This window comes from Chitinophaga deserti, assembly GCF_003149455.1.
Lineage (GTDB): Bacteria > Bacteroidota > Bacteroidia > Chitinophagales > Chitinophagaceae > Chitinophaga > Chitinophaga deserti.
Genome location: NZ_QFFK01000005.1, coordinates 167,189 through 192,632 on the forward strand (window position 1 = coordinate 167,189; position 25,444 = coordinate 192,632).

General features: G+C 49.4%; 22 protein-coding genes and 1 tRNA gene. 8 read left to right on the forward strand and 15 right to left on the reverse strand.

The features are described 5' to 3' along the window. Positions 1 to 28 precede the first annotated feature (28 nt). Together DEV76_RS13050 and DEV76_RS13055 are read right to left on the reverse strand one after the other, a co-directional pair. Complete coding sequence (locus DEV76_RS13050; protein ID WP_109698354.1) at positions 29 to 1,141, reverse strand: FecR family protein; 1,113 nt, start codon at positions 1,139 to 1,141, stop codon at positions 29 to 31. Positions 1,142 to 1,176: 35 nt separating this feature from the next. Further along, positions 1,177 to 1,731: a sigma-70 family RNA polymerase sigma factor gene (locus tag DEV76_RS13055; protein WP_109698355.1), complete on the reverse strand. Its 555-nt coding sequence runs from the start codon at positions 1,729 to 1,731 to the stop codon at positions 1,177 to 1,179. A 247-nt stretch (positions 1,732 to 1,978) separates the two neighbouring features. Between DEV76_RS13055 and DEV76_RS13060 the strand changes: the two genes are divergently transcribed. Genes DEV76_RS13060 through DEV76_RS13070 form a run of 3 tightly spaced genes read left to right on the forward strand, consistent with a single transcriptional unit; the run spans position 1,979 to position 7,308 of the window. Beyond that, the gene (locus DEV76_RS13060; RefSeq protein WP_109698356.1) at positions 1,979 to 5,473 is read left to right on the forward strand and encodes a SusC/RagA family TonB-linked outer membrane protein; all 3,495 of its coding nucleotides are present in this window, start codon (positions 1,979 to 1,981) and stop codon (positions 5,471 to 5,473) included. Positions 5,474 to 5,484: 11 nt separating this feature from the next. Further along, positions 5,485 to 6,828, forward strand: a complete 1,344-nt coding sequence (locus DEV76_RS13065) for a RagB/SusD family nutrient uptake outer membrane protein (protein WP_109698357.1) — start codon at positions 5,485 to 5,487, stop codon at positions 6,826 to 6,828. A gap of 21 nt (positions 6,829 to 6,849) precedes the next feature. After that, the gene (locus DEV76_RS13070; protein ID WP_109698358.1) at positions 6,850 to 7,308 is read left to right on the forward strand and encodes a hypothetical protein; all 459 of its coding nucleotides are present in this window, start codon (positions 6,850 to 6,852) and stop codon (positions 7,306 to 7,308) included. Positions 7,309 to 7,364: 56 nt separating this feature from the next. Here the strand turns inward: DEV76_RS13070 and DEV76_RS13075 are convergent, their stop codons facing one another. From DEV76_RS13075 to DEV76_RS13090, 4 genes are all read right to left on the reverse strand, one after another. Beyond that, entirely contained in the window at positions 7,365 to 7,694 is a 330-nt protein-coding gene (locus DEV76_RS13075) for a hypothetical protein (RefSeq protein WP_109698359.1), read from the reverse strand. 78 nt (positions 7,695 to 7,772) lie between these two features. Next, positions 7,773 to 8,213: a hypothetical protein gene (locus tag DEV76_RS13080; protein ID WP_109698360.1), complete on the reverse strand. Its 441-nt coding sequence runs from the start codon at positions 8,211 to 8,213 to the stop codon at positions 7,773 to 7,775. 97 nt (positions 8,214 to 8,310) lie between these two features. Next, entirely contained in the window at positions 8,311 to 9,174 is an 864-nt protein-coding gene (locus tag DEV76_RS13085) for an AraC family transcriptional regulator (protein ID WP_109698361.1), read from the reverse strand. 188 nt (positions 9,175 to 9,362) lie between these two features. Then, on the reverse strand, positions 9,363 to 10,214 hold the full coding sequence (locus tag DEV76_RS13090; protein WP_109698362.1) for a hypothetical protein: 852 nt from the start codon (positions 10,212 to 10,214) through the stop codon (positions 9,363 to 9,365). A 246-nt stretch (positions 10,215 to 10,460) separates the two neighbouring features. Here DEV76_RS13090 and DEV76_RS13095 point away from each other — a divergent pair, with 246 nt between their 5' ends. Continuing rightward, complete coding sequence (locus tag DEV76_RS13095) at positions 10,461 to 11,729, forward strand: DEAD/DEAH box helicase (protein ID WP_109698363.1); 1,269 nt, start codon at positions 10,461 to 10,463, stop codon at positions 11,727 to 11,729. Positions 11,730 to 11,804: 75 nt separating this feature from the next. On the opposite strand, the gene DEV76_RS13100 is transcribed toward DEV76_RS13095, so the two are convergent. The 3 genes from DEV76_RS13100 to DEV76_RS13110 all read right to left on the reverse strand — a co-directional run bounded on the left by DEV76_RS13100 (position 11,805) and on the right by DEV76_RS13110 (position 15,669). Continuing rightward, on the reverse strand, positions 11,805 to 12,803 hold the full coding sequence (locus tag DEV76_RS13100; RefSeq protein ID WP_157962874.1) for a carboxypeptidase-like regulatory domain-containing protein: 999 nt from the start codon (positions 12,801 to 12,803) through the stop codon (positions 11,805 to 11,807). A gap of 321 nt (positions 12,804 to 13,124) precedes the next feature. After that, a complete protein-coding gene (locus DEV76_RS13105) occupies positions 13,125 to 14,510 on the reverse strand; it encodes a phosphatase PAP2 family protein (RefSeq protein ID WP_109698365.1) in 1,386 nt (461 codons plus the stop codon). 55 nt (positions 14,511 to 14,565) lie between these two features. After that, positions 14,566 to 15,669, reverse strand: coding sequence for an AI-2E family transporter (locus DEV76_RS13110; protein ID WP_157962875.1), 1,104 nt, complete (start codon positions 15,667 to 15,669; stop codon positions 14,566 to 14,568). Between the two features lie 123 nt (positions 15,670 to 15,792). On the opposite strand from DEV76_RS13110, the gene DEV76_RS13115 reads away from it, so the two are divergent. Continuing rightward, positions 15,793 to 15,863, forward strand: a tRNA-Gln gene (locus DEV76_RS13115). Positions 15,864 to 15,990: 127 nt separating this feature from the next. Here DEV76_RS13115 and DEV76_RS13120 read toward each other — a convergent pair. From DEV76_RS13120 to DEV76_RS13130, 3 genes are all read right to left on the reverse strand, one after another. Beyond that, the gene (locus DEV76_RS13120) at positions 15,991 to 16,794 is read right to left on the reverse strand and encodes an endonuclease/exonuclease/phosphatase family protein (protein WP_109698367.1); all 804 of its coding nucleotides are present in this window, start codon (positions 16,792 to 16,794) and stop codon (positions 15,991 to 15,993) included. A gap of 132 nt (positions 16,795 to 16,926) precedes the next feature. Further along, positions 16,927 to 17,505 carry a DUF417 family protein gene (locus DEV76_RS13125; protein WP_109698368.1) on the reverse strand — a complete coding sequence of 193 codons (579 nt, stop codon included), beginning with the start codon at positions 17,503 to 17,505 and terminating at the stop codon, positions 16,927 to 16,929. A 64-nt stretch (positions 17,506 to 17,569) separates the two neighbouring features. Continuing rightward, on the reverse strand, positions 17,570 to 18,427 hold the full coding sequence (locus tag DEV76_RS13130; RefSeq protein WP_157962876.1) for a helix-turn-helix domain-containing protein: 858 nt from the start codon (positions 18,425 to 18,427) through the stop codon (positions 17,570 to 17,572). Positions 18,428 to 18,590: 163 nt separating this feature from the next. On the opposite strand from DEV76_RS13130, the gene DEV76_RS13135 reads away from it, so the two are divergent. The 3 genes from DEV76_RS13135 (at position 18,591) to DEV76_RS13145 (ending at position 22,710) form a co-directional block, all read left to right on the forward strand. After that, complete coding sequence (locus DEV76_RS13135; RefSeq protein WP_157962877.1) at positions 18,591 to 19,781, forward strand: serine hydrolase domain-containing protein; 1,191 nt, start codon at positions 18,591 to 18,593, stop codon at positions 19,779 to 19,781. 1,334 nt (positions 19,782 to 21,115) lie between these two features. After that, positions 21,116 to 22,069 carry a ring-cleaving dioxygenase gene (locus DEV76_RS13140; protein ID WP_109698371.1) on the forward strand — a complete coding sequence of 318 codons (954 nt, stop codon included), beginning with the start codon at positions 21,116 to 21,118 and terminating at the stop codon, positions 22,067 to 22,069. Between the two features lie 17 nt (positions 22,070 to 22,086). Then, the gene (locus DEV76_RS13145) at positions 22,087 to 22,710 is read left to right on the forward strand and encodes an alpha/beta hydrolase (protein ID WP_109698372.1); all 624 of its coding nucleotides are present in this window, start codon (positions 22,087 to 22,089) and stop codon (positions 22,708 to 22,710) included. 60 nt (positions 22,711 to 22,770) lie between these two features. Here the strand turns inward: DEV76_RS13145 and DEV76_RS13150 are convergent, their stop codons facing one another. The 3 genes from DEV76_RS13150 to DEV76_RS13160 are packed head-to-tail and all read right to left on the reverse strand — an operon-like array spanning position 22,771 to position 25,424. Beyond that, positions 22,771 to 23,394 (reverse strand): chloramphenicol acetyltransferase, encoded by a 624-nt coding sequence (locus tag DEV76_RS13150; RefSeq protein ID WP_109698373.1) that lies wholly within the window; start codon positions 23,392 to 23,394, stop codon positions 22,771 to 22,773. Further along, entirely contained in the window at positions 23,391 to 24,083 is a 693-nt protein-coding gene (locus DEV76_RS13155) for an HAD family hydrolase (protein WP_109698374.1), read from the reverse strand. The genes DEV76_RS13150 and DEV76_RS13155 overlap by 4 nt, the downstream gene beginning before the upstream one ends. Before the next feature lie 27 nt (positions 24,084 to 24,110). Then, positions 24,111 to 25,424 (reverse strand): GntP family permease, encoded by a 1,314-nt coding sequence (locus DEV76_RS13160; protein WP_109698375.1) that lies wholly within the window; start codon positions 25,422 to 25,424, stop codon positions 24,111 to 24,113. Positions 25,425 to 25,444: the final 20 nt, after the last annotated feature.

Below are 25,444 nucleotides of genomic sequence, written 5' to 3' on the forward strand. Positions count from 1 at the left end.
CGTTACCTGGTTGACCTGTTAGTACGGGTTATTTGAAATGCAGTTTTCCTTTATCGTCGAAATAGTATCTGATGGCAGTTGTGCTTTGAAGGTTATCGAGGAATACTTTAACCGGCTTACGCTGATTGAGTAAGCCGCTGAATGCCTGCTCTGCAGCCTCCGGGTCATCGATTACCACTTCAATTTCATATGCTCTTTGCAGCACCGAGGCTATATTGCGCAGGGTGGTTTGCTGAAAGTAATACTTATTGTTTCGCCAGCTTGATACTACCGATTCATCGAATGTTCCGGTAGTAAGGTTGCCATTTTGCAATGAGGCCTGCTGGCCGGGGCGTAATGTAACCTGCCGGCCATTAGCTTCCGCACGCACCGCACCATACATGAGGGATAATTGTATGGCTGACGGGTCGTAAGCCTGCAGATTAAAATCGGTCCCCAGTACGGTAACCGTCATGCCCTCAGTTTCTACAACAAATACCTGTTGCGGGTTTGCCTGTATCTCCATCCAGGCTTCCCCTTTGAGGCGGATTCTCCTTTCACTTCCCTGGAAACTGCCAGGAAAATCGAGTACGGAAGCGCTATTGAGCCATATTTTGCTGCCGTCAGGAAGTACTACCCGGTAGGTGAGCCCGGGTGGAACAGTCAGCCGGTTGAGGCCGGATGTGCCTTCGGCAATGGAATTAATTCGGAGTACCTGACTGTCGGCTTCCGCCTGCCAGCCTTTAATAGAGCTGGTCCCTGATGAGTGAGAAAGATCCACCGTTTGGCCGGATGTGGTCGACAATGTAACGCCTCCGGTTGCCTGTATTGCAGTTACGTGGCTAAGCTGTGTCCGGGAGGGTGACAGCAGCCACCAGATGCATCCTGCCAGCAGGGCTGCTATGGCTGCTGCGGCGAGTACTGCACGCAAAGGTCCTGAACGCTTTATTGAGATGGGGGCCCAGGGTTTATGATCCAGCCGCCTGAATTTATTATCAATATCCTCCTTACTGAAGGTGGCACACATAATATCCCAGCTGGCCCTGATGGCAGGGTCTGTCTGGATAAGACGTTCCAGCTCTGCAGTTTCTTCCGGCGTTGTATCCCCTGCAAGCCGCATCGTCATCAGTTTGAATATATGTTCTCCTTCAGTCATCATCATGTGAAATACAATTTTTCCGCTGGTGCGGAGTAAGCTTAATACAAATGCCGCAGCAGCCCGCGCAGGTTTTTGAGCGCCAGCTGCATTTGCTTCTTGACGGTTTTTTCGCTGATATTCATTTCTATGGCAATTTCACGGCGCGATTTATCCTCCTGGTAAGCGGAACGGAAAACAGTACCCTGCCGGGGCGGAAGCTTTCGGATAGCATCTTCCAGCGACCTCCCCAGTTCCTGTGTTTCCATTTTGTATACGGGGTAAGTAACGTCTTCCAGCCTATCCGTGAGCATGGCTAGCCTTTTGCGCCGGGTATCGGCAACTGCCATACGGTTGAGGCAACGGTTCCTGATGGCAATAAAGAGATAATTACGGATAGCGTCTCTGCTGATGGCAGGTATACGGAGATATAACTGCCGTTCCCAGCAATCAGTGAAAAACTCCTGTACCAGCTCTTCCGCTTCCTGCTCCTGCTGAAGGATGGCGGTAGCCGCAATGAGCAGCCATTTGCGGTAATGACGGTAGAAGGATGCGTATTCGCCGGTTCCCTGCTGTAGATGCAACAGCAGAGCCACCTCGTTGCAAACGTCGGCCATTCGGTATGGGTAAGTTGCGGTAGATAATAAGTGGAGCGTATACACATTAAAAGTAGGGATATTTTCTGATTGCCAGCCCTCCAATGAGTTTGTGAAATATTTTTTTATGGTCCGTTTACTCCCCCGGCTTCCGGATCCGGTATTAGTGAGTATACCATTTGTTTCCCTGTTACCATTTAAGACAGCCAGACATGATTTCTCCGCTTCTTAGCTAAGCTGTTCGAACCACTATTTGATACTTGCTGTCATGAAACTATTCTACTGTTTTGTTTGCGCATGGCTCCTGTCGTATACTGCGCAGGGGGCCGCCTTACGCCAGGCAAATGATCTGGTAACCCTGGATGCCGTACGCATGCCTTTGCGGGATATTTTCCGGGAAATACATAAGCAAACGGATTTGCGTGTTATGTATGCCGATCGCCTGGTAAACGATTCCGAAACCCGGACCATCCGTTTTTACCGCACCAAAGTCCATGATGTTTTTACTGCCTTGTTTAAAGGAAAACCCCTTGAGTGGGAGCTGCGGGATGAGGTCATTATCCTCCGGCCGAAAGCCTCTTCCATGGGCACTGTGGCTGATACGGCTTATAACCTGCGGGGGCAGATTACGGATCCGGAAGGGCGTGGTCTTGCCGGGGCTACCGTGTTAGTGAAAAACACCACACAGGGCAGCACCACCGATGGGGAAGGCAGATTTCAGATACCGGATGTACCGCGCGGAGCCATATTGGTCGTCAGCTATACGGGATTTCATCCGGCAGAGTGGAGTGTGCGTAACAGCGCTGTATTACAACTGGCGCTGAAGCGCGATGTCCGTACTATCAATGAGGTAGAGGTTTTTTCCACAGGTTATCAGGAAGTACCAAAGGAACGTGCTACAGGTGCGTTTGAGTTCGTTACAAATGAACAGGTAAACCGTAAGCTGGGCCCTGATGTTCTCAGCCGGCTGGATGGGCTTACTTCCAGTATTCTGACAGACCGGAACAGGCTACAGCCCGGTGTGGATGGTGTTCAGCCCAGGAATCTTCGGTTACGGGGACTGAGTACTCTTACTACTTCCATTGAAGGGCCGCTTATCGTCCTGGATAATTTTCCTTATGAAGGAAACATGAATTCCATCAATCCTAACGATATCGAAAACATTTCCATTCTGCGGGATGCGGCGGCTGCTTCCATCTGGGGAGCTAAGGCTGCCAATGGTGTCATCGTTATTACCACCAAAAAAGGACGGTTTAACCAGCCGTTGCAGATCTCACTGAATGTAAATACAAACGTATTACTGAAGCCGGACTTGTTCAGGTATCCTGCCATGTCTGCAAGCGATTTCATTGGAGTGGAAAAGATGCTCCACGGCCGTGGATTTTATAATACGGCAATACGCCGCAACCGTGCAGTTTCAGCAGCAGTGGAAATATTCCAGCAGCGGCGGCTGGGGCAAATATCTGCAGCGGATTCTGCTGCAAGGATGGATGCCCTTCAACAGCAGGATCTTCGCCGGGATATTGACAAATACGTATACCGGAATGCTGTTACCAGTCAGTATGCAATTAACCTGAATGGCGGCAGCGACCGTATCCGGTATGCAGTTTCCGGAAGCTTCGATATGGCACCCAGTTTTGTGCGTGGAGAAGCTTTGAGGCGGGTAGCATTAAATACCGACAACCAGTTCAGGCTCACCAGTTTTCTGTCGTGGCAGCTGGGTATCAGATATTCGGAGATTGGCACGAAAGGGAATAGCCTGGGGCAATTCGGCAACCTGAATTTTACACCCTATACGCGGCTTGCGGATGAAAACGGTAACCCGGTTACCTATGCAGTTGAACACCGCGAAGGTTATACCGATACCGCTGGTGGAGGAAAGCTCCTCGACTGGAAATACCGCTTTTTACAGGAAATGCGGAATCAGGATATTGGCTCCACAGAAAAGGAAATTATTGTGAATACAGGTTTCCGTGCGGATATCACAAAGCATTTGACGGCCGATATTCAGTACCAGTATCTAACAGGGCGCATGCATCGGTGGAGTATTAATAATCTGGAAAGCTATGCACTGCGAAATCTTATCAATCTGTTCACCAATCTCGATACAGATATCCCGGCATACCGCCATCCCATTCCTGTAGCAGGCCGGCGCGATGATACCTACGCACAATGGAAGTCGCATATGGCGAGGGCACAGCTTAACTACAGGCAGGTTTTTGACGGGCGGCATCACATTAATGCATTGGCCGGAGCAGAAGTCAGAGAGCGGAGCCTGGATGAAGAATCTGTGCAGGTATATGGATACAATGAGAGCACGCAGGCAACCGTACCGGTTGATTATATAACGCCTTATGAGCAGTATGGCGGACGCGGGGAACGGAGAATTCCCACCATACTGATGCCTTTCAGAGGCACACTCAACCGCTTCGTTTCCTATTATGCCAACGCCTCCTGGAGTTACGAAAACAGGTATGTGTTTACAATCAGTGGCAGGCGTGATGCTGCCAACCTGTTCGGCGTAGCTACGAACGATAAATGGAAACCTTTCTGGTCGGCGGGCCTGGCATGGAATATAGCAGAAGAAGCATTCTGGAATGCTCCGGCAGTAGAAGTATTGCGCCTGCGGACAAATTACGGTTACCAGGGGAATGTCAACAATACATTATCACCTAATATCATTACCCGATTTTCTGAGCAGGTAGATCCGCGTTTCGGAGCAGGGGATTACCGTATTCTGTCGCCCTCCAATAAAGATCTGAGCTGGGAACGGCAAAAGCAATTCAATGTTGGAATAGACGGGGGCTTTTGGAAGGGAAGACTGAACGTTTCGTTAGATGTATTTACAAAACGGTCTGTCGATCTTATTTACCAGATTTCTATGGAGCCTTCTACCGGTCTGGCTTCTGCGAAAATGAACGCTGCATCCCTCAAGGCTTCGGGGCTGGAGGTGCTTGTTAATTCCATAAATATAGACGGCCCTTTCCGATGGGCAACAGAATGGAGGATGGGTACGGTTCGTAATAAAGTGCTGGAGCTGGATGAGCATTATAATCCGGAACTAATAGCCAACAGGGTTGCGGGTCAAAACTCCGGGCGCTTCCCGGTAAAGGGACGGGATCCGTTTGCACTGTATTCCCTGCCATTTCAGGGGCTGGATGCGGAGAATGGAGATCCCATCGGCTTACTGAACGGGAAACCCTCACGGGATTATACTGCGATCCTGAACCAGCATGCAGATTCAGCACAGCTGGTCAATCACGGATCATCACTGCCACGGATTTTTGGCAGCCTTACCAATATTTTCTCATGGAAAGGTATCTCACTGATCGTAGCGCTGCAATACCGCTTCCGGTATTCCATACTTCGTAACACCATCAATTATAGCCAGCTGTATTCCTCAAATACTACGCACCCTGACTTTGCACGGCGCTGGCAGCAACCTGGTGATGAAAAAAAGACGACTGTCCCTTCCATGCCATATCCTGCTAACAATACCCGTGATGCATTCTATGCTATGACAGATGTTAATGTATTTAAGGGAGACAATATCCGGCTGCAACAGATCCGGATGGAGTACAGTTTGTCACTGGCAAGGCTTACGCGGCAAACAATTAAGCGGGCTACTTTTTATGCATCCGGAGAAAACCTGGGCCTTGTTTGGCGTTCAGATAAAGTGAATGCCGACCCGGATGTGCAATATGGTAATAATGCTTACCCGATGCCGGCACGGATCGGAGGGGGCATAAAAGTTGACTTTTAAAAAGTGAATGCATGAAAAACAGAATATTATACTGCGCCATTCTTTTAACATTCACAGTTGCCGGATGTAAGAAATACCTGGATGTAAAATCTGACAGCACTACATCTACGATTGAAACGGCAAACGATCTGCTGATGTTGCTCAACTATGAGAATCTGCATATCACCAATTGTCAGGGCCTCGCAGCAGCAGATGAATATTATGTTCCGGAAGATGCCTGGCTATCCGTTCAGGAGAAAGACAGAGAAAATTACAGCTGGAATTCCCAGATGCAATTTTACCCGGGTTATATCCGGCTGTATGAAAACGTCCTCTATGCGAATATCATCATCTCTAATGCAGACAAAGTGAAGGTTAGTAATGAGCAACAACGGGCGGAGATAAAAGGTATGGGGCTTTTCCTGCGGGGATATGCTTTTTTGCAGGCTGCGGAGTTATATGCAATGCATTACAAAGCAGGCAGTGTTGATGAAGCGCAGGGGATCGTATTGCGGCTCGATGAAGAGCAGGGTACCATCAGCCGGAGGTCTTCACTTATAGAAACTTACCGGCAGATAACCAGTGATTTGGAAGCGGCACTGCCATTACTCCCTTTGAGCGCACCGTATAAAAACCGGCCCATAAAGGCGGCAGGTTATGCACTGCTTGCCAGGTTGTATCTGCAAACGGAACAATATTCCCGTGCAGTGGAAATGGCTTCTGCTTGCCTTGCGCTACGTCCTCAATTGCTGGATTTCAATAGTCTGAATGAAGGGGATGCGTTCCCTCTGGGACAATTCGCAACCAATCCTGAGATTTTGTATTTCCAGACAGTGGCTGATAACCTTATGGTTACCTATGATGATGTGCCGCGTGTTGACACGGTTTTACGGGCGATGTATGCCCCCGGCGATTTACGGGGCAGCCTGTATTTCCGGATGTTATCTGATGGTACCGAATCATTCAGAAACAGCTATTCAGGTAGTTTCAGGCCATTTACGGGCATTTGTACGGATGAGGTATATCTCATCCGCGCGGAGTGCCTAGCCCGGGAAGGGAAGGTGCAGGAGGCTATGGATGACCTGAATACCCTGCTTTCCAAGCGCTGGCGCCCGGAAGCGTTTGTTCCGGTAACTGCAGGCAATACAGCGGAAGCCCTTCAAACCGTACTCAACGAAAGGAGGAAGGAACTGGTATTGCGCGGAGTACGCTGGGCCGACCTTAAACGGCTCAATACAAACCCATCCACCGCAGTAACCCTCACCCGCATGGGTGGTGGTTCAACATTTATACTTTCCCCGAACGATAAGCGGTATGCACTGCTGCTGCCGCAGGAAGTTATCAGCCGTACCTCCATAGCACAAACGACCAGATAGTCAACAATCAAATACACTTATATGAAGAAGCTAGTCATTACAGCCTGGATCCTGCTTACCGCTATATACGCCAGGTGTCAGCAACACCCGCCGCTGGCAGAAGTAACAAACTGGAGCAGAACCGCTGCAGTACTTACCCCCAGATGGTGGCCACATGTTAAGGATAAAGTGAAAGACCAGCTGACACCGGAGGATTTTAACCGGCTGGCTACCTATAACCCCTGGGAAAGTAAACCACCGCAGATGTCGTGGCATCATTCCGTGTATCTGGCAAAAGGAGACTCCGCCAGATTCATCAGGAAAATGAATGAATTGAAATGTTACCTGATTGCCAGTTATACCAACACGCTGGATTCTACAAAACGTTCTGACCAGGTAATTCTGAAAATACCTTACGAAGAAAACCGCCATTGGAATGATACCGTGAAATGGGATGTGGTATATGTCGTAGTCCCGAAAGAATATGTAAGGATGAAGTAAAAAATAAAAACCGCCATTGAAATTAATCAATGGCGGTTACTTGCTGATGTGGAAAATCAGGGAGTTTTAATGTCGAGAGCAGGGCTGTCGGCCAGTTCGTTATCGAGCGGGTGAGTAGAACCGCCGGGCTGGAGATCTTCAGCATCGATCGCATCTTCTACCTGCGTGTCGCTGATAATGCCATTGGCATCTTCAAGGGAAACCCAGTTGAATTTACCGGTACCGGATACACGGGAAGCTGAGCTCAGTACATCGTAGCTCGCAGCCAGGTAATAATTACCAGTGCCTTTGTAAGACAGGAAGTAAGTAGCACGGGTAGAAGTCGTGAAAGAGGAAAGGGTGATGGCAAATACTACCGCTGCCAGGGCGAAAAGATTCCGTTTCATAATAGTTGATTTTTTTAGAATAATGCCTACTCTATTGAACAGGGTTTTCGGCATACCACCTGCCGCCGGAAACCGGCGTTATTGCGCAATGATGTCATGTTTTTTAAGAGGGCGCGGGAAGTAACGCAGCACAATTCCCGCAACTGTAAGTACAAGTCCGCCTGCTGCCAGATAAAGGACATAGAAGCGGCTGATATGATTCAGGAGTCCGCCAAACATAGCCGGTGTTCCCGGATGGAGCCAGGCCACTACTGATAATACTCCAAAATATGCCAGCGAAAGCCCAAACCCTGCTGCCCTTGTAACCGGGAAGAACAATAGTACCGCAGCCAGCAGCTGCCATCCTGCAATTCCCCATGCCAGCCCCAGCCGCGGGGCTTCAACTGGTGTATAGAATGCCAATACATTTACCGTTGTCTGAATCTGCACAATATTGCCAATGGCACTATGCAGGAAAAAGATCAGCAGCACTGCGGAAACAATATCTGCAACTGCGCGGGGGCGGAGGAAAGCGGGCATTACAATGTCTTTTAATGGTTGGTAATCGTTGTATCAGTTTTTCCGGTGGCGGACATTGTAAAGTTCACCAAACTTATAGGAAATGTGGTGTAGTATTTCAATTATTTAGGTGCAGTTTTTCATTATTTTTTTTATACCGACGGAATGCCGCGGGAGACATTCCGTAATGCCTGCGGAATACCCTTGAGAAGTAATGCCTGCTGGTAAACCCGCTGCGGGCGCTAATTTCATCCATCGTCAGCTGCTCCTGCCATAGCATATCCCGCCCCGCTTCCACACGTATCTGCTGAATAAAAGCAGACGGTGTCTGGCCGGTTACTTCTCTGAACCTGATCGTATAGGCATTTACATTCAGCCCCGCCATCCTCGCCAGCCGCTTCACACTGATAGGGTCGGCATAGTTTTCACGGATATGCTGCAAAGTGGCGCGGATGCCTGCAGGCTTTGTGGCTTCCTGGTCAGTTTCACCCAGCAATTGCTGCACCATTGTTGTGATGGCAGGTATACCACCGGCGGTCCATCCTGCGCGGCGGATATTACCAAGTATGGTTCGCGCTGCTGCCGATAATGCCACTTCCGTCATATTGATATCCCTCTTCTCCGGGAAAGCAATACAACAATATTCATATTCACCGGCTGGAATTTCGGTAGTACTGCAGGATTGTAATTGTTGCCATACAGCATAGTGGGCTTTGATACGGAATGGCGCTGTCAGCACCGTTCCCCTGATCCCGATACAGAACACCAGTATGGGGCCGGGAAGTTGTATATGCAGCGGGGCAGGCTGATGTAACAGCAGGTGCACCCAATACAGGGAAGCTCCCGGTAACGCAATGCTTCGCGCTGCGAGATGGCCGGCAAGGGTAGCGTCGGTATAAGCTGCTGCAGGGCCTTCCGGGGTATGGTGCCCTTCAGGTACATTGGGTTGCAGCCGGAAATGGAGGTACGGGTAGCCGTTCATTGTCTGTGCTTTAATGGTGGTTTTCCTCTGTAAGTGTAGCTGACAATAACGGAACGGATTGTACGTGGAATAACTAAGTTAACAGCATGGAATGCAGCAGCATTGCAGTGAAATCAGACTGCCATTGCTTAACACCATAAAAAAACGCCCGCCGTTACCGGCGGGCGTTTGCTTCTTTTGCTTATGCCTCAGTAATAAAAAGTATGTTCGATGGTGCTGTTAAGCTGCGGATCGGCAGGGTAAATGACATTCGCTGTGCGGTGCATCAGGCGGTCGTTCTGAATGGCATAAGTGATCTCCCACCGCCTTTGCATAACAGCAGAACCACCGGGCTGTTGTATCCATTCGGAGAACTTAACGGGCAACCGGTCCAGCTGAAAGAGCAGGGCAGGATTGTACAGTTCGTAATTTTCCAGATCCAGCTCAGGTTCGGAGAATACCCAGGGACTGAAAGAAAACGGAGCGCTCCATTCATGTATACGGATGGCGCGCATTACACCATTGGGCTGTGTGCTGGAGATGAACGCTGGGAGCTTATGACCATCGTAGGAATATACGATATCGCATACCTTACGCGGCCCTGCCTCGGATAAACCGGACCGGAGGATGCCGGAAAGCAGGCTGTCGGACCGGTAGGTGAAGTCATATTGCCTGCCGGTGGGGTTGATAAGGTGCCTGCTGGTGATGCGGCTGATCCTGTCGTTGGTGATCACATATACGCCTTCGGAAAGGGAGTTTTCAGTGGTAATACGTGTCAGCTTCCCGGCTGTGTAATGGTAATCCACATCCACGGTATCTTTTGTGAGGGTATTGATGGCATGGAAATGCCGCAGGGAACTGTCTGTATGCCAGGCGTACTCTATGCGCACGGGGAACCCGGCTATTTCCACAGCTTTCAGCAAATGCCCTTTTACCAGCCGTGCCATACTATTACCGGGGCGCGGAGTTTCGGGTGGATCGGGGAGCGGGTCAGTTTTTTTTGTGCAACCGTGGGTTGCCATTATGGCGGTCATGAAGAGAAGAAATGAAGCGGTTTTCATATAAAAGTTTGGCTTTATACCCTCTAATCTAGCCCATTCCATAGGGAAGGAGAAGGGGATTCGGACAGACCGGCCGTATACCCGGCTAAATTGTATAAGTAACAATCCTAATGCGAAATGACAGCATTACAGGAATTTACGTATCTTTGTAAAGTTTTTTTATTCTCCTGGAGCTACAATTCGAGCATGTCCTTCTCTTTAATTTGACTTCCAGGTTGTTATCAACGTTACATAAAATCATATCATTTGTCATTCGAGAAATTAGGCCTCATTTCACCCATACTTCGCGCACTGGAGACACAAGGCTATAGTACACCTACACCCATCCAGGAACAGGCAATCCCTGTGGTGCTGGAAAAGCGGGACCTGCTGGCGTGCGCTCAGACAGGTACGGGGAAAACCGCAGCTTTTGCGATTCCCATCCTTCAGCTTTTAACAAAAGAAAAAGAGGCTGCCCAGGCGCCCGACCGTCATATCAAAACGCTTATTCTCACGCCAACACGTGAGCTGGCTATCCAGATCGCGGAAAATATCCGTGACTATGGAGTACATACAGGCATCAAACATCTGGTGATCTTCGGCGGTGTATCTGCCCAGGCACAGATCGATGGACTGAAACGCGGTATCGATATCCTGATCGCCACGCCTGGCCGCCTGCTGGATCTCTGGCAACAGGGGCACATTAACCTGCATTATATCCGCCAGTTTGTGCTCGACGAAGCCGACCGTATGCTGGATATGGGCTTCATCCACGATGTAAAACGTGTGATCACCAAGCTCCCGGCTAAGCGGCAAACGCTGTTCTTCTCTGCTACCATGCCCGACGAAATCGCGGGTCTGGCCAATTCGATCCTTTCCAATCCTGTGAAAGTTGCGGTAACACCCGTTTCTTCCACAGCAGAAAAAGTAGAACAGCAGCTGTTTTATACAGACAAGAATAACAAACGCAAGCTCCTCGTTCACGTATTGCAGGATGCTTCCATCATAAGCGCGCTTGTATTTACCCGTACCAAACACGGGGCCGACCGTGTAGCCAAGGATCTGAATAAAGCCGGCATCACCGCCAGCGCCATCCATGGAGACAAGTCGCAGAATTCACGCCAGCGTGCACTTACCGATTTCAAAGCAGGCCGCATCCGCGTACTGGTGGCTACCGACATTGCTGCACGTGGTATTGATGTAGATAACCTGTCGCACGTAATCAACTACGAGATTCCCAATGTGCCGGAAACTTATGTTCACCGCATTGGCCGTACAGGCCGTGGTGGAGCAAGCGGTATCGCACTTTCTTTCTGTGAAGATGAAGAAAGACCATATGTGAAAGATATTGTGAAGCTTATCAAACAGCAGATCCCTGTAGTTACTGACCATCCGTTCCCTGCTTCGGAAGTACCGGTTCATCAGGCACCCGCAGTGCAGTTGCGCCAGTCTTCTTCCCAGCAAAACTCCGGCAGAAAGAACCAGCAAAAGCGGAAATGGCATGGCCGCCCGCAGCAGGACAGACAGAAAATCTAAAGCGCCCCACAGCGCAAAAATAAAGCGACCGGTACTCTGTAATTACGGAGTACCGGTCGCTCTTTTTATACCAGTTTACAGTTCTACATGCACATTTGCCTGGTCCCACTCTCCACGGTTGGGCATGGGCTTGCTCGTGGCGTTGTAACCTGGCATGAATGCCACATACCATGCTTTGGTACCCTCATCGTACTGGAGACCATAAGTGTCAGAACGGTTGGGGCCATGTACTTCCATTTCAAGGGGACGTCCGTCGGCCAGTTTTGCCTCTATTTTATAGATACCGATGGGGAGGTTGTTGATATTGCAGTCCAGATGCTTGTCACCTATTTTCTGCCGTATGGTAAACGTACGCGTTTCCCCATACATCATGCCACCCGCCGGTGTTAATTTAACGATGATCTCGCCATTCATTGGCAGTGCACCTTCCGGGCTCCACATGTCTTCATACACATCCCAGTTCAGGTAAATAGACCCACCGAAGTAGTTGTTACTTAGCCAGGGCCGGTGTTGTACATCGGCAAGGTTAGCGGTACCATGGCTGAGGGCGATCCAGTGTTTCACCCCGCCTTTGTCCATCGTGTAAACAGGTAATGTGGTATCTGCAGCAAATAGACTGATAGGCACGGGCTTTTCTACATAATTTACAGTTACATATGCCTGGAAGAATTCCGCTGCACCTTCAAAAGCTATTTCATAATAACCCTTCTCGTTAGTTGTACCGGTAGCCACGGTAGTTAGCCCTGAAACACGCACGCGCAATCCAAGAAATGCACCTTCTATGGGGTTGCCGGAAGCATCGGTCACATACCCGCGTACCTTTTTAGGTTTAGGTTGCAGTTTGGGGAATACGGGGCGGATGGTAGGCAAGCCTTTTAGTGCGATGGCGTAATTGGTATTGGGCCCCATGGTAATGGTAGTGTCGCCCTGCAGTTTAGGAACTGTTACGATAGTTGGTACGCCTTCCTGGCCTCCGGGGTTATCGGGGTCGTTGGGGTTTGGCTTGCTGTCGCTTTTAGAACATGCCATACAGCATACCAGCGCAACAATGCACAGTGAAGAGATCCTTTTCATATTGATGATGATTTTGCGCGAAATTAATTACGTAACTATATCTGTATTCACTTACGTAAGCAAAATGCATATTGGTCCCTCCGAGCAGATTATTGTTGTGTTTGAAGTGTATGGAAGTTCAACTGAAGGTAATCGCTGATTATACTGCCCTACCGGCAATTTATCAGGTTGAAATGCCGGGTATTTTTACTCAGAAAAGTTGTCAATAAGGAAGCGTAAGGCTTACTCTCTGATTAATCCCGCGTATTAAACGTGGTAAAGGAATATCCAGGATATACCAGCACATTTGTAAATTTTGAGAAAGGTTGCCTGTTGCGGGTTTTACCAGAGGAAGGCGGTAAGTCCAAGTCCGAAAGTGAAATGATTGAAGCGGACTTTTTCCTGCCCGATATTCTTGTAAAGGAATTTTCCTTCGTCGGTTACATCATCCACGATATCGATATCGAAATCATGATCAGAGTCGAAGTAAGCGCCATATGCTTTGACGCCTATGTTGCGGGAGATCCTTTTCTGGATACCGATGCCGGCAGACCAGCTGAAGGTGCCTTCGGGTTTATAGCGCAGGTAGGGGAAGTCGTTTCTCTCCAGCAGTTCCTGCCAGTCGGGATTCAGGCGGAGCATCACATTTCCGTCGGAGCCGAGGGAGGTACCCGCGAGTGCTTTACCGGTGATGAACCAGTTTTTGGGGAGTGGAATACTGAAAAAAGGCCCTGCATGCAGGTAACGGATGCCCATAGGCTGGGTGTAATGGCCATCGCTGATAACGGTTACATCGGGGTCGGTGATGATAAGCCCGTCGTCATTGATAGGGAAGCTGGTAAAAGCAAATTCAGCCCCTGCGCCGATGTTCCGGTGAAAGAACCAGGCGCCTTCCGCTCCCATATTAAATCCACGTTTGGCAGAAACACCATTTACATTACCGGTGAGATCCTTGGTGGTAGCGATGGCGTAACCCATGCGGATCTCGATGAAGCTGGGCTTTCCGTCTACCGGTATGGGGTCTTTATGCAAAACAGGTCTTGCGCCTTTGTCGCGGTAAATTCGGTCGGCTATGAGGTACCCCACTTCGGTGGCCAGTATACCGATACCGGCGCCTGCCAGTACATCTGAAACCCAGTGCCGGTTATTAAGCTGCCGCCCGATAGCGGTGCCTGTGGCAAGGGTGTAGCCTGCCACGCTGTACATGGGGTGGCGGTACTGCCCGTATTCTTTATGCAGGAAGGTGGCGTTCATGAAAGAGTTGGCGGTGTGGCCGGAAGGGAAGGAGTTGCGCTCCGATCCATCGGGCCGTTCCACTTTCGCGGTGTATTTGATCCCGTTCACCACAGCGCCCATTACAACGGCAGAGAAGGCGTAGGATACGAAGGCCCTGCCAATGTGGTTCTTTCCTTTCACGCCGGCCGCATTCAGCCCGAAAACGGCCAATGCGGGCACGTATTGCATATAGTCATCAAAATGGTAACGGAAAGTGGGTATATAGCGGTTACGCAGTTCCCTTACATTTTTACGTTCGCCCCATAATGCGGCGCTTCCGGCAAAGAGTACAGCAGGTACAACGGTGATATTCACTGCCCTGGAGTCCCAGAAGCCACGGGCTTTCAGGGTACTGTCGTTCAGCTGCTGGGAACGGGCGGGGGAATAGATGGCCAGGAATGCGAGGAGTACTGCGAACTGGCGGAATAGCGGAATATAGGATGATGGCATCATGGGCAGGATGGAGCTTTAATAAACTGGCTTATCAACAAATATAAGAACAGAAAGTTTAGCTTAACGGTACCGGTAGTTTTCCCGGCATTTGCAATTGCCGTTTCCTTTCCAGCCAGGAGGTATAAATGGTATGGAAAACCGCCAGGATAATGGCCCCTTTAAACATCCCGGTAAACCCCCATGCGGCGAGGCCGCCTACCACACCGATAAACAGGACGAGGAACGGTAATTTGCCACCGCTTTTGGCAATGAGCACCGGTTTAAGCACCGCATCCACCACAAGCACCAATGCACCGTACACAGCGAGGAATACTGCCAGCCCCGTATGCCCCTGTACTACGGCCCAGATGACCAGCGGGAGCCATACAAAAAGCGGCCCGATCTGGATGAGCACGAGGAAGAAAATAACCGCCGTTAGCAGTACCCTGAAATGTATGCCGGCAATGGCCAGACCTATGTACGACAGCATACTGGCGATAAACGCCGTGCCCATTACACCGATGGATACCCCGCGGATGGCGCTCAGGCATGCCTGGATGAGGGTATGCGCATCCCTGCGGCCAAAGAGGTGCCGCAGTACGTTTTTAAGGGGCAGGAGCGATTTGGGGCCGGTAACCAGTAGAATAGCCGATACCAGGATACCCAGGATGCACTGCAGGGTAGCCCCTAGGATGCCGGCACCACCGCTCAGCAGGTGGTGCAGTACGGTATTGAGCTGCCGGTCGTGCCCCACAATGGTTTCCCTTGGGTTGTTGCGCAGGTGTTCCCAGAATTCAGTGAGAGAATCTCCCAATAAGGGAAGGGAAGCAAGCTGCTCCGGGAGAGGCGGAAGTCCATGTTCCCTGACATCGGTAGCAAAGGCCAGCAGGTGAGCGGCATTCCGCCCAAGGGCGCCGATGAGGAAAATGAATGGGAGGGCCACAATACCCAGCAGCACCAGGCTATAAATGATGGCAGCCAGTTTCCTGCGCTGGCCCAGTCCGCGGCTCAGCTGTTCGAAGGGGTGTGCCAGAGAAACTGCAAAGATGATGGCGAAGGTAAACACCCCAAAAAACACACGGAGCACATCGTAAACTGCTATAAACAAGGCCAGTAGCAGCAGTAGTACGAGGATGGTTTCCACGGTATTTCGGGAGGAAGGGTGGTGCTGGAGCGGCATAAGGTAACTTTCTCCCATCAACAATTTCAGGGGGCAGAGGGTTCAGCTGATAGAATTTTGCCGCGAAAGATTTGGTTTTCACTGGAATGTTACGTAATATTGCAGCCTCTTTACAGAGTTTTTTGCCCAATAGTATAAGGGTAGTACATCAGTTTCTGGATCTGAGTGTCGTGGTTCGAATCCATGTTGGGCAACGAAAAGAGGGAAAATTATCGATTGATAGTTTTCCCTCTTTTTATTTACACACTGTTCCATTTTACCTACTTAATGCAGTCCGGAAACAACTGTGTTTTTATTCCCAAAATGAATACGGCAAACCAGTTATTTTTTCAGCAATGTTAATTCTGCTACGACCGGTAAATGATCTGAACTAAGCACTCCGTACAGCACCGAAAATGATTTCACCGCAAAATCTTCTTTACCCCGGAATAAAATATAATCGATCTGATGAGCAGGCTGTGTAGAGGGGATTGTTTTATGTGTTCCGGGCTCTCCACTGTCTACCCAGCCATATTTTTTTAATTTCTCTAATTCAACGCTGGCGGGCTGCGCATTTAAATCTCCGGTAAGGATAGTGGGAATAGGAGCAGCCTGAAAAAATGCCTCTTCAATCACATCTACTGTGGCAAGACGGGCCTGTTTAGACCCTATTGTTTTCAGCCAGTCAAAATGCGTATTGATCAGCCTCACTTTACCCAGCTTTGATGATTTCTTCGAAAAATCTATGGTGACAGACATCGCCTGGTACCGGCTTGAGCTGGCACTGGGTATAGAATGATTACCGTCATATACGAAAGGATACTTACTGAGGACCGCGTCTCCATATCCATCCATTTTTCCAAGGGACGGGCCAAATACGAAATACATATCCGACAGTTTTCCCAGTTCTGCAGCCATGGCAGAGTCGCCTATTTCCTGCAGTCCAACGATATCAGGCGCCGTTTGTTTTATCAGAGCGGCAATATCCTTCAAACTATTCTCTTTATTCATACCCACGCAATAATGCGTGTTATAGCTCATGACTTTAATCTGGCCAATCAGTAAGGTGGGAAACGCAATTAACAGGGGCAAACCGCTGTATAATAAAAGCATCCTGGCGATGGTGGAAAATTGTTGACTGGTCATAGAAGTTTTGTTTTGATATACTCGAACCTGTACCCGGAATTGGATACCCGAAGTCAACAGTTAATTTACAAATAATAAATTAAGTTTAGTATAACAAAACACTTTATAATAAATATTTCACCCCTTTTCCAACTACACACCACTACTTCGCCGCAATAACACCCCTTTCGCAGAATCCGCCAGCAATACCACACCTGCCGCCAGCATGATTAAATCCTTCAGTACCAGTCTTCCGGGTGCGGCAAGGTAAGGGAAGCCGTGATGGGCACCGCCAAGGTCAGGGACCCATGTTTCCGGGGTGGTAATCAGGAAAGACAGTGTTCCCACACCCATGATGATCGTCAGTACAGCACCTGAGGCACCCAATACCGGGTTTGCCCTGTTCAGCAGCAGGAGCGTTCCCATCCCCATCAGCAGCAACCCAAGGCCATAAGAATATCCATATGTATTGTTCGTATGATGCCAGGCAATGTTTTGCTGTGATACTTCACCTTCTTTGTTACGGTGCTGGCGGTATTCATCAGGATGGTGGTAGAAAAAGCGCATGAAAGGACTGTTCGCCACAAACGGCGTTACACCTTCGGCTTCATAAGGCACAAATTTTAATGCCCCGATCCAGATTAAAATAACGGAAACTGATATACGTAATAGCCGGATGCCGGCTTTGTCCAGGCGGGCTGCATATGTAAGCAGGGTATACAGAGATTTCATGTTCCGAAGGTACTCCGGTACCGCCCGGGGAAAAATGGCAGGATGTCGCCAAAACATGGACAAATCAGACAAGGATCGTAACCCCTACCTGCTGGCGGAATTCCCTTGGTGAAACGCCCGTCTGTTTCCGGAAAAGGCGGCTCAGATACAGTGGATCGTCGTAGCCCAGTGCAGTGGCGATTTCTTTTACGCTCAGGTAGGAGAAATGCAATGCCCGTTTAGCTTCCTGCACAACCCGCTCTGTAATGAGCGCCGACGGTGTTTTGGACAGGTACTTACCAGTGAGGCGCGAGAGGGCTTTCCCGGAAATATGCATGGCGGCAGCATAGTCAGCCGGTTTTTTCCATACTGTAAAATGCGCTTCCAGCAGCTGGTGAAACTCTTCCAGGCGTGGACCCGCATCCGGTGGGAGCTGTGTGAGGGTTTCCTCGATTTGCCTGCATTTAACACGGGTGGCAATGATGAGGATGATCTTCAGATGAGCGATAATGAGATCTTCACGTGCAAGATCGTCGTTACTGGTCATGGCTTCGTGGAGAAGCCGGATATAATTATTTGCCGGAGCAGCCTGTTCTTCATCCAGCGGAACGAATGGAGGGGTATAGATGTTGTTGAACAGTACGCCGTTGCAGGCCACTTCGTGCCGGTGCTTTTCGATGCAATAAAAATCACCATGGAAGCTGAGATGACTGCCGGAAAAGTCGCCATGAAAAGAATATTCCTGGTAAGGAGTAAAGAACAGGAGCACAGGTGCCTGCAGCGTAAAACTGGTTTGCCCGGTTTCCAGCACTGCGGTTCCGGTACGGAGGTGTACTACACAATAAAGCGGCACTCGTTGCCAGCCCGATGTTCCGTCGATTTCCCGAAGGCTGGCGAGCCACGCTCCATCTGCCACGCGCCTGATACCATGAACCGTTTCCATCCGGTAAAGATAATGACTCATCAACTACTAAATCCTTTCTGATTAGCACTGTTTTTTGACAACCCGGCCATCGTTCCATCAAGCTCAGCTGCACTCACTTGCATTGATTAATGGTAACCCCTTACTTCGCAATAAGCCGTTGAATTACCTTAACAATTACCATATGCTCAAAACTCCGTTCTCCATAATACTCCTCCTGATTACCTATGGTTCTTTTGCTCAGCATATTCAAAAGAACAGGCTGGATACATTACTCAGGAAAGCTGAGCAAACTCATTCTGAAGCATTGATCGTATACCAGGATGGGCGACTTGTTACCGAGAAATATTTTGCTGCCGGAAATGCATCCAAAAAGATTGAAGCGATGAGCTGTACCAAAAGCATAGCAGGCCTTGCAGTTGCCTGTATGCTGACAGACGGGCTGATAGACAGTCTGGATATCCCCGTTTCCACCTTCTACCCGGAATGGAAGCAGGGCAGCAAGCAGTTTATTACCCTCCGGCACCTCGTCAATATGACTTCAGGCATCCAGAACGTACCTAATACCGGCGTGGAAATTTATCCCAGTAAAGATTTTGTACAGCTGGCTCTTGCGGCAGAACTCAGTGCAAAGCCCGGAGATGTATGGAGCTACAACAACAAATCACTGAATCTGATGGCAGGTGTGATCGCTAAAATAACGGGTAAAAGAATGGATCAATACATAGGTGAAAGACTATTTAAGCCATTAGGTATTACGGATTTTACGTGGTCGCTGGATAGTGCCGGCAATCCGCACGTAATGTCCGGCTGCCAGATCAAAGCCATTGATTTCGTAAAGTTGGGGCTGCTGACATTGAACAATGGGCAGTATAAAGGCAGGCAAATAATAGCACCTGAACGGATCCGTGAAATGTTAACACCCTGTGTTCAGATGCCGGCGTATGGTATGTTATGGTGGATCGATTATTCCAATACAACACTCATTATCGACGATAAGCAACTGGAAACATTCAGAAATGCAGGCGTGGATCCGGGCTTTATATCCAAAGCGGAGCAATTGAAAGGCCGGTTCGATACGAAGGAATACCAGGCAAAGATCATCAGTGTACTGGGTGCTGATGCACAGGCGGTCATTAATGAAGCCCTGGCAGCCAAAGGATTACGTTTGGCAAGGCGGGAATATAGTGGCATTAAAACCTATCAGGCCAATGGTTATCTGGGGAATTACATTGTTGTTGATCCCGGCACTAAGATAGTTGCCGTAAGAATGATCTCTTACGACAGTTACGAAGTGGATGAGGATGGATTCGGCGACTTTAAGGATATGGTTCTGAGTCTAACGGACCATCAGGCTACCCCCTATGTAAAGTAGGAATGAAGTACCCTTCAGGACAGTCTGGCCCCGGGGTTTGGATGCTTTAAAGTAGGGATAAAGAGGGGTTAAAGAAGGGTTACTGTATATCAACTGTATATAAAATGGGGGGAAACCTGCTGCTGTATTGATTTAGGGACCAATTAATATACATTACAGTACTATAGGAGTAAGGTTAAAGTAGCCCTGCACCAGGTTACCAGTATATAAGGTACAAATAAGTATGCGTGTGCCGGATTGACCGACCCGGGGTTCGAATCCATGCAGGTAAGGCAAATTGGAATGGTTAATCCTGTAACCGGTTTGCCGAATGATATTATACAAACTCCCCGGAAATTTTACACGTGAATTTTAGCAGAAACTACATTTTGCTAACGATGGAATGCCCTGCCGTAGAAGGTTTAGGGCATTTTTTATTCCATTTGCTTATGGTATATATACCCAAAAGTTAACAAACGACTAACGAAATGCCATTCCTTTATTGATGACATTTAGGCCCTAAAATGAAAAAGCCGCTACGGGAAGGTAGCGGCCTCATTTATGAACAAAAACGATAAGGGCGATAAGGTGAGATTACTCATCCACATCGTCCGGTTAGCAACGGAGATCGTCCGGTTATTGATGATTCTCCAGTTGTTACCCTAAACTATCACCCTCAGGTCTTTGACCTGGGGGTATTTTTTATTCATAAAGATTTTTATGATGTTTGTTTGTAATCAGTTTTGTCCACAGCTGTGCGCGGGACAGTGCTATGTTAACTGGGTTTACATTTTCCACTTGCATCAATCGTAATTCTTCGGATTGGATTATTTCTTCATCCTGAGATGTATTGTATCAAATTGCTGTATTGCATTCACAGAATGAGATGAAAACTTTCACATTACTACGGCAAACTTACTATACCAGTCATTATTTCTGTTAATCAGCTGATAGTATTTACAAAGATTAGATAAGAATTAACAAACCTTATGTTAAAGCGTTGAAAGTCAATTGTATTAATTCATATTACTATTGTACAGTGCTGTAATCTTTCATAGAGAAATGCCCGGTTTTAATGCCTAACCGATTGTTTATCAAAGATTCATCAGCATTCTTAGCTGGCAGGGGCGGGAGGGAAGTATTGCAGTTTCACAAATGAATTACTTCATAAAACGAAACCCGGAATGGCACGCATTCCATCATTTTTATACATCCGTTACCATCAACAAATCTCCCATCGCCGTGTTTATCATAAACACAACCGTTCCTCCGGCACCGGGAGCCATCACTCCCCATCATACAGACATCTCCGGGGGATGCGGCTGTCTTACATTTGAAGCACAATCATTCATCGTATGCAACAACTCGTTACCGGCATCCATCATATCACCGCCATGTGCAACGGCTCTCAGGGCAACATCGATTTCTACTGTGGTATCCTGGGCCTCCGCCTCGTGAAAAAGACCGTCAACTTCGATGCACCTGATGTGTATCATTTCTACTACGGAGATGAATCCGGCGCTCCCGGCAGCATCATCACCTTCTTCCCGTTTGAGGGCATCATCAAAGGCCGCAGAGGCAAAGGGATGCTCAATACCACCACTTTTTCCGTGCCCCTTGCTGCTTTGGATTACTGGCAGCAACGGCTGCAACGCTTTAGTGTAAATGCCAAACCTCCGCAGGACCGCTTCGGGCAGGAAACCTTCATCTATTTCGAAGACCCCGATGGTCTCGGTCTCGAACTCGTGTTTAACGACAACGATACCCGCCCGCCTTTCAGCTACGGTCACATCCCGCTGGAGCATTCCATCAGGGGATTCTTCTCCGCCGAAATCTGGGAAGAGGGCTATGAGAAAACCGCGGAACTGTTGACAGGCCAGATGGATCATACCCTCATCTCTCAACACGAAAACCGCTACCGCTTTGCAGCAGTAAATACACCGGGCAATTATGTGGACGTGCTCTGCTCACCGGATGCCCTCAAGGGCCTCAGTGGAGGTGGCACTGTGCATCATATCGCCTTCGCCACTCCCGATCACGATAGCCAGACTGACGTACGCAAGCGGCTGATGGAAAAGGGTGTTAATCCTACTCCTATCCTCGACCGCAGCTATTTTACATCCATCTATTTCAGGGAGCCGGGTGGCGTATTATTTGAAATCGCTACTTCCGGACCGGGCTTCGCAATAGATGAAACACCGGATCATCTGGGAGAAGCGCTCCGGTTGCCACCGCAATACGAGCCCATGCGGGCGGAACTGCTGGCATCGCTGCCTGCAGTTTCCGTTAATATTGATCAATTCCGTTAATCCGTAACTTTCCCGGTATGCACATCAAAAACATCATCACCGCCGGTACTCCTATAGAGCAAGCCTCCCGGGCACTTATCATGGTGCATGGAAGGGGAGGGTCTGCAGAAGATATTCTTACGCTGGCACCTATGCTGGCCGTAGGGGATTTTGCTTTGCTGGCCCCGCAGGCCAATGGCAACTCCTGGTACCCGCACTCGTTCCTCATGCCGCAGGAAGATAATGAGCCCTGGCTGTCTTCGGCCCTTGATGTGCTGGCTGCTACCGTGCAGGATATTGTAGACGCGGGCATTTCACATCATAATATCTGCTTCACCGGCTTTTCACAGGGGGCCTGCCTTACCCTGGAGTTTGCTGCACGCCATGCCATGCGCTATGGCGGCATCGTAGCATTTACGGGTGGCCTCATCGGTGATCATGTTCACCGTTCCAATTACACGGGCAATTTCGGGCAAACACCTGTATTCATCGGCAGCAGCGATCCGGATATGCATGTGCCGGTGAAGCGCGTACATGAAACCGAAACTGTGTACCAGGATCTTAACGCTAACATTTTCATCAAAATATATCCTAATATGGGGCACACTATCTCTACCGACGAAATCAATATCGCCAACGAAAAAATATTCGGCAAAATGTAAATATGCTTATGAAGAAAGAAAAAGGCCTGTCTGTGCAGACAGGCCTTTTTTATGCAGGATTTACTGATTCAGTTTTTCCTGGAACCGTTCCAGGTATTGGGCTACATGGTAGCCATCCATTAATGCATGATGCACATGTACGGATGTGGGCATCACCCGCCGGCCGTTCTTTTCCGACATCCTGCCGAAAGAAATCTTAGGACAGGAATCCGGGAAGGAAAAGCTGCGCGCATGTGAAATGGCAGTAAATGCCAGCCAGGGCAGCGAGGAATAATGGATGACGTTTTCACCGGAAACGGCAGGTACTAACCCCACAGCAGCCTGAACCCTTGCTATTTCTGCGGTAGCGGCAGGTAGGAAATCAGCCATGCCGGCATGGTAATCCATGTATGCAAAACCGAAAGTGCCATCAGGTCTGTTGATGGTAGGGGAGGCATGCACTGCATCGTATATCCATACTTCTTCGCCATTGATACGGTAGCGGAATGGCTCCGTTTCATTAGCAGCTGCCAGAGAGCAGTGAAGGTAATGCAGGAAGAAGGAATGCCCTTCCGCCTTCGCTTTTTCATATGCAGCAGTACAATCAACTTCCACGGTTACCCCGAAGAATGGTTCCTCGAAACGACGGAAGAAAGCGAAGTGGTCCTTGCGCGGCCATTGGGATATATCGAGTTGCTTTTTCATGACAGCAGCAGCGGTAAAATCTCAGGAATAGCGATCACCTGCCGGAAGTTTTCGTGCTCCACCTTGTGATCGATTATTTCATGCGCCCAGGTGGTATGGTAGGGGATGTGGATGGCATGGCCGCCGATGGCGAGCACGGGCAGCACGTCCGACTTCAGGGAGTTACCTATCATGAGGAAGTTTTCGGGCTTACAGTCGAGATGGCGGAGCAGTTTATTATAATCCTTTTCTCCTTTCTCGCTCATGATTTCAATATGATGGAAGTAATGCGACAGTCCGGATTTTACCAGCTTGCGTTCCTGATCGAGCAGATCGCCTTTAGTGGCCACTACGAGGCGGTATTTCCCTTTCAGTGACTGCAGCACATCTTCCACCCCTTCCAGCAGTTCCACGGGCTTGGCGAGGAGCTCTTTACCGTATTCGATGGCTTTATTGAGTACTTCCGGATTGGCATTGTTGCCGGTTACGCGGAGTATGGTTTCGATCATGCAGAGCATGAAGGCTTTTACGCCATAGCCATAAAGGGGAAGGTTCTGCATTTCCGTACGGAACAGCTCCTGTGAAACTGTGTGGTGCGGCAGATAATCTTCCAGCAGTGCGCAGCACTTTTGTTCTGTTTCCTGGAAGTATGGTTCATTCACCCAAAGTGTATCGTCGGCATCAAAAGCGATGGTAGTAATATGTGTCATATGGAGGGCAAAGGTACGATTTCGTTGTTACAAGAGTACCGCGGAAAGCGCCAGTACGGCGAGGAAGGCGGTGATGCCCATGAGCAGTGTGGCTACGGAATATACTTTGAGCATGGGCTGCATTTCAAGTCCGGAAAACTTGCTGATCACCCAGAAGTAGGCATCATTTGCGTGGGAGATGGCCATGCTGCCCGCACCCAGTGCCAGCATACAAAGCAGGCGGCCCTGCTCACTATCAAGCCCCAGCCGCGGCAATAACTGATTTACAATAGCGGCTGCAGTGATGATGGCAACGGTAGATGACCCCTGTGCGGTTTTCAGTAATACGGCCAGCAGGAAAGGGAAGAAGAGTCCGAGCTGGCTGAGCGGCAGTGCATCGGAGAGGTGAGTTCCCAGGTCTGTGGTGGCCAGTATGGCACCGAAAGCACCACCAGCACCGATGATAACAAGGATGCCACCGGCTTTTTCCGAAGCTTCCAGCATCAGGCGGCTTACTTCCGCCTTTTTCCACCCCGTACCGGTATACAATGCCAGCAGCACGCCGACAGACAATGCCACTACCGGATCGCCCAGTATCTGCAGCAGGCCCGAGCCATGCTGCATTTTGGTAAATGCGCCGAGAGCAATGAGTAAAATGGGAATGGCTATGGGGAGGAACGCTTTCCAGGCGGGTGTTGCAGGCAGAGGGGCATCTTCTTCAGGTGTATGTTCTGCAGGGCCTGCCACTTTTTTTCCCATCCACGAAGCCCACCAGCAGCCAGCAATGGCGGCGGGTATAGCTACGGCGGTGCCCATCAGAATGAGCCTTCCGATATCCGCGCCAATAGTACCCGCAGCAGCTGTAGCACCGGGGTGGGGCGGTATCAGGCAGTGCACGGCATATAATCCCGATGCAAGGGAAACTGACATTACCAGCAGGGGCGCACCACTACGGCCGGAAACCGAACGGTTCAGCCCGCTGAGTACGATATATCCGCTGTCGCAGAAAATGGGGAGGCCTACGATGAATCCTGTTATGCCCATAGCGGTTGCTGCCCGCTTTTCTCCTACCAGCTTCAGGATAGCGGCGGCCATTACACGGGTGGCACCGGTATGTTCGAGGATCACGCCGAGCATGGTGCCCAATACAATGATGAAACCAAGGCTCTGCATAATATGCCCGAAACCCTCTTTCATTACAGAAATGATTTTCGGGAACGGCAGTTGCACACCGAGTCCTACAACAAAACAGGCGAGGAAAAGCGCGAAGAACGCATGTACGCGGAATTTTACTGTCAGCAGTACGATCAGGCCGATACCTGCCGCCAGCGACAGCAGTACCTGGATGAAGGAAGCAGTCATACCACAATATAAGCATTAAC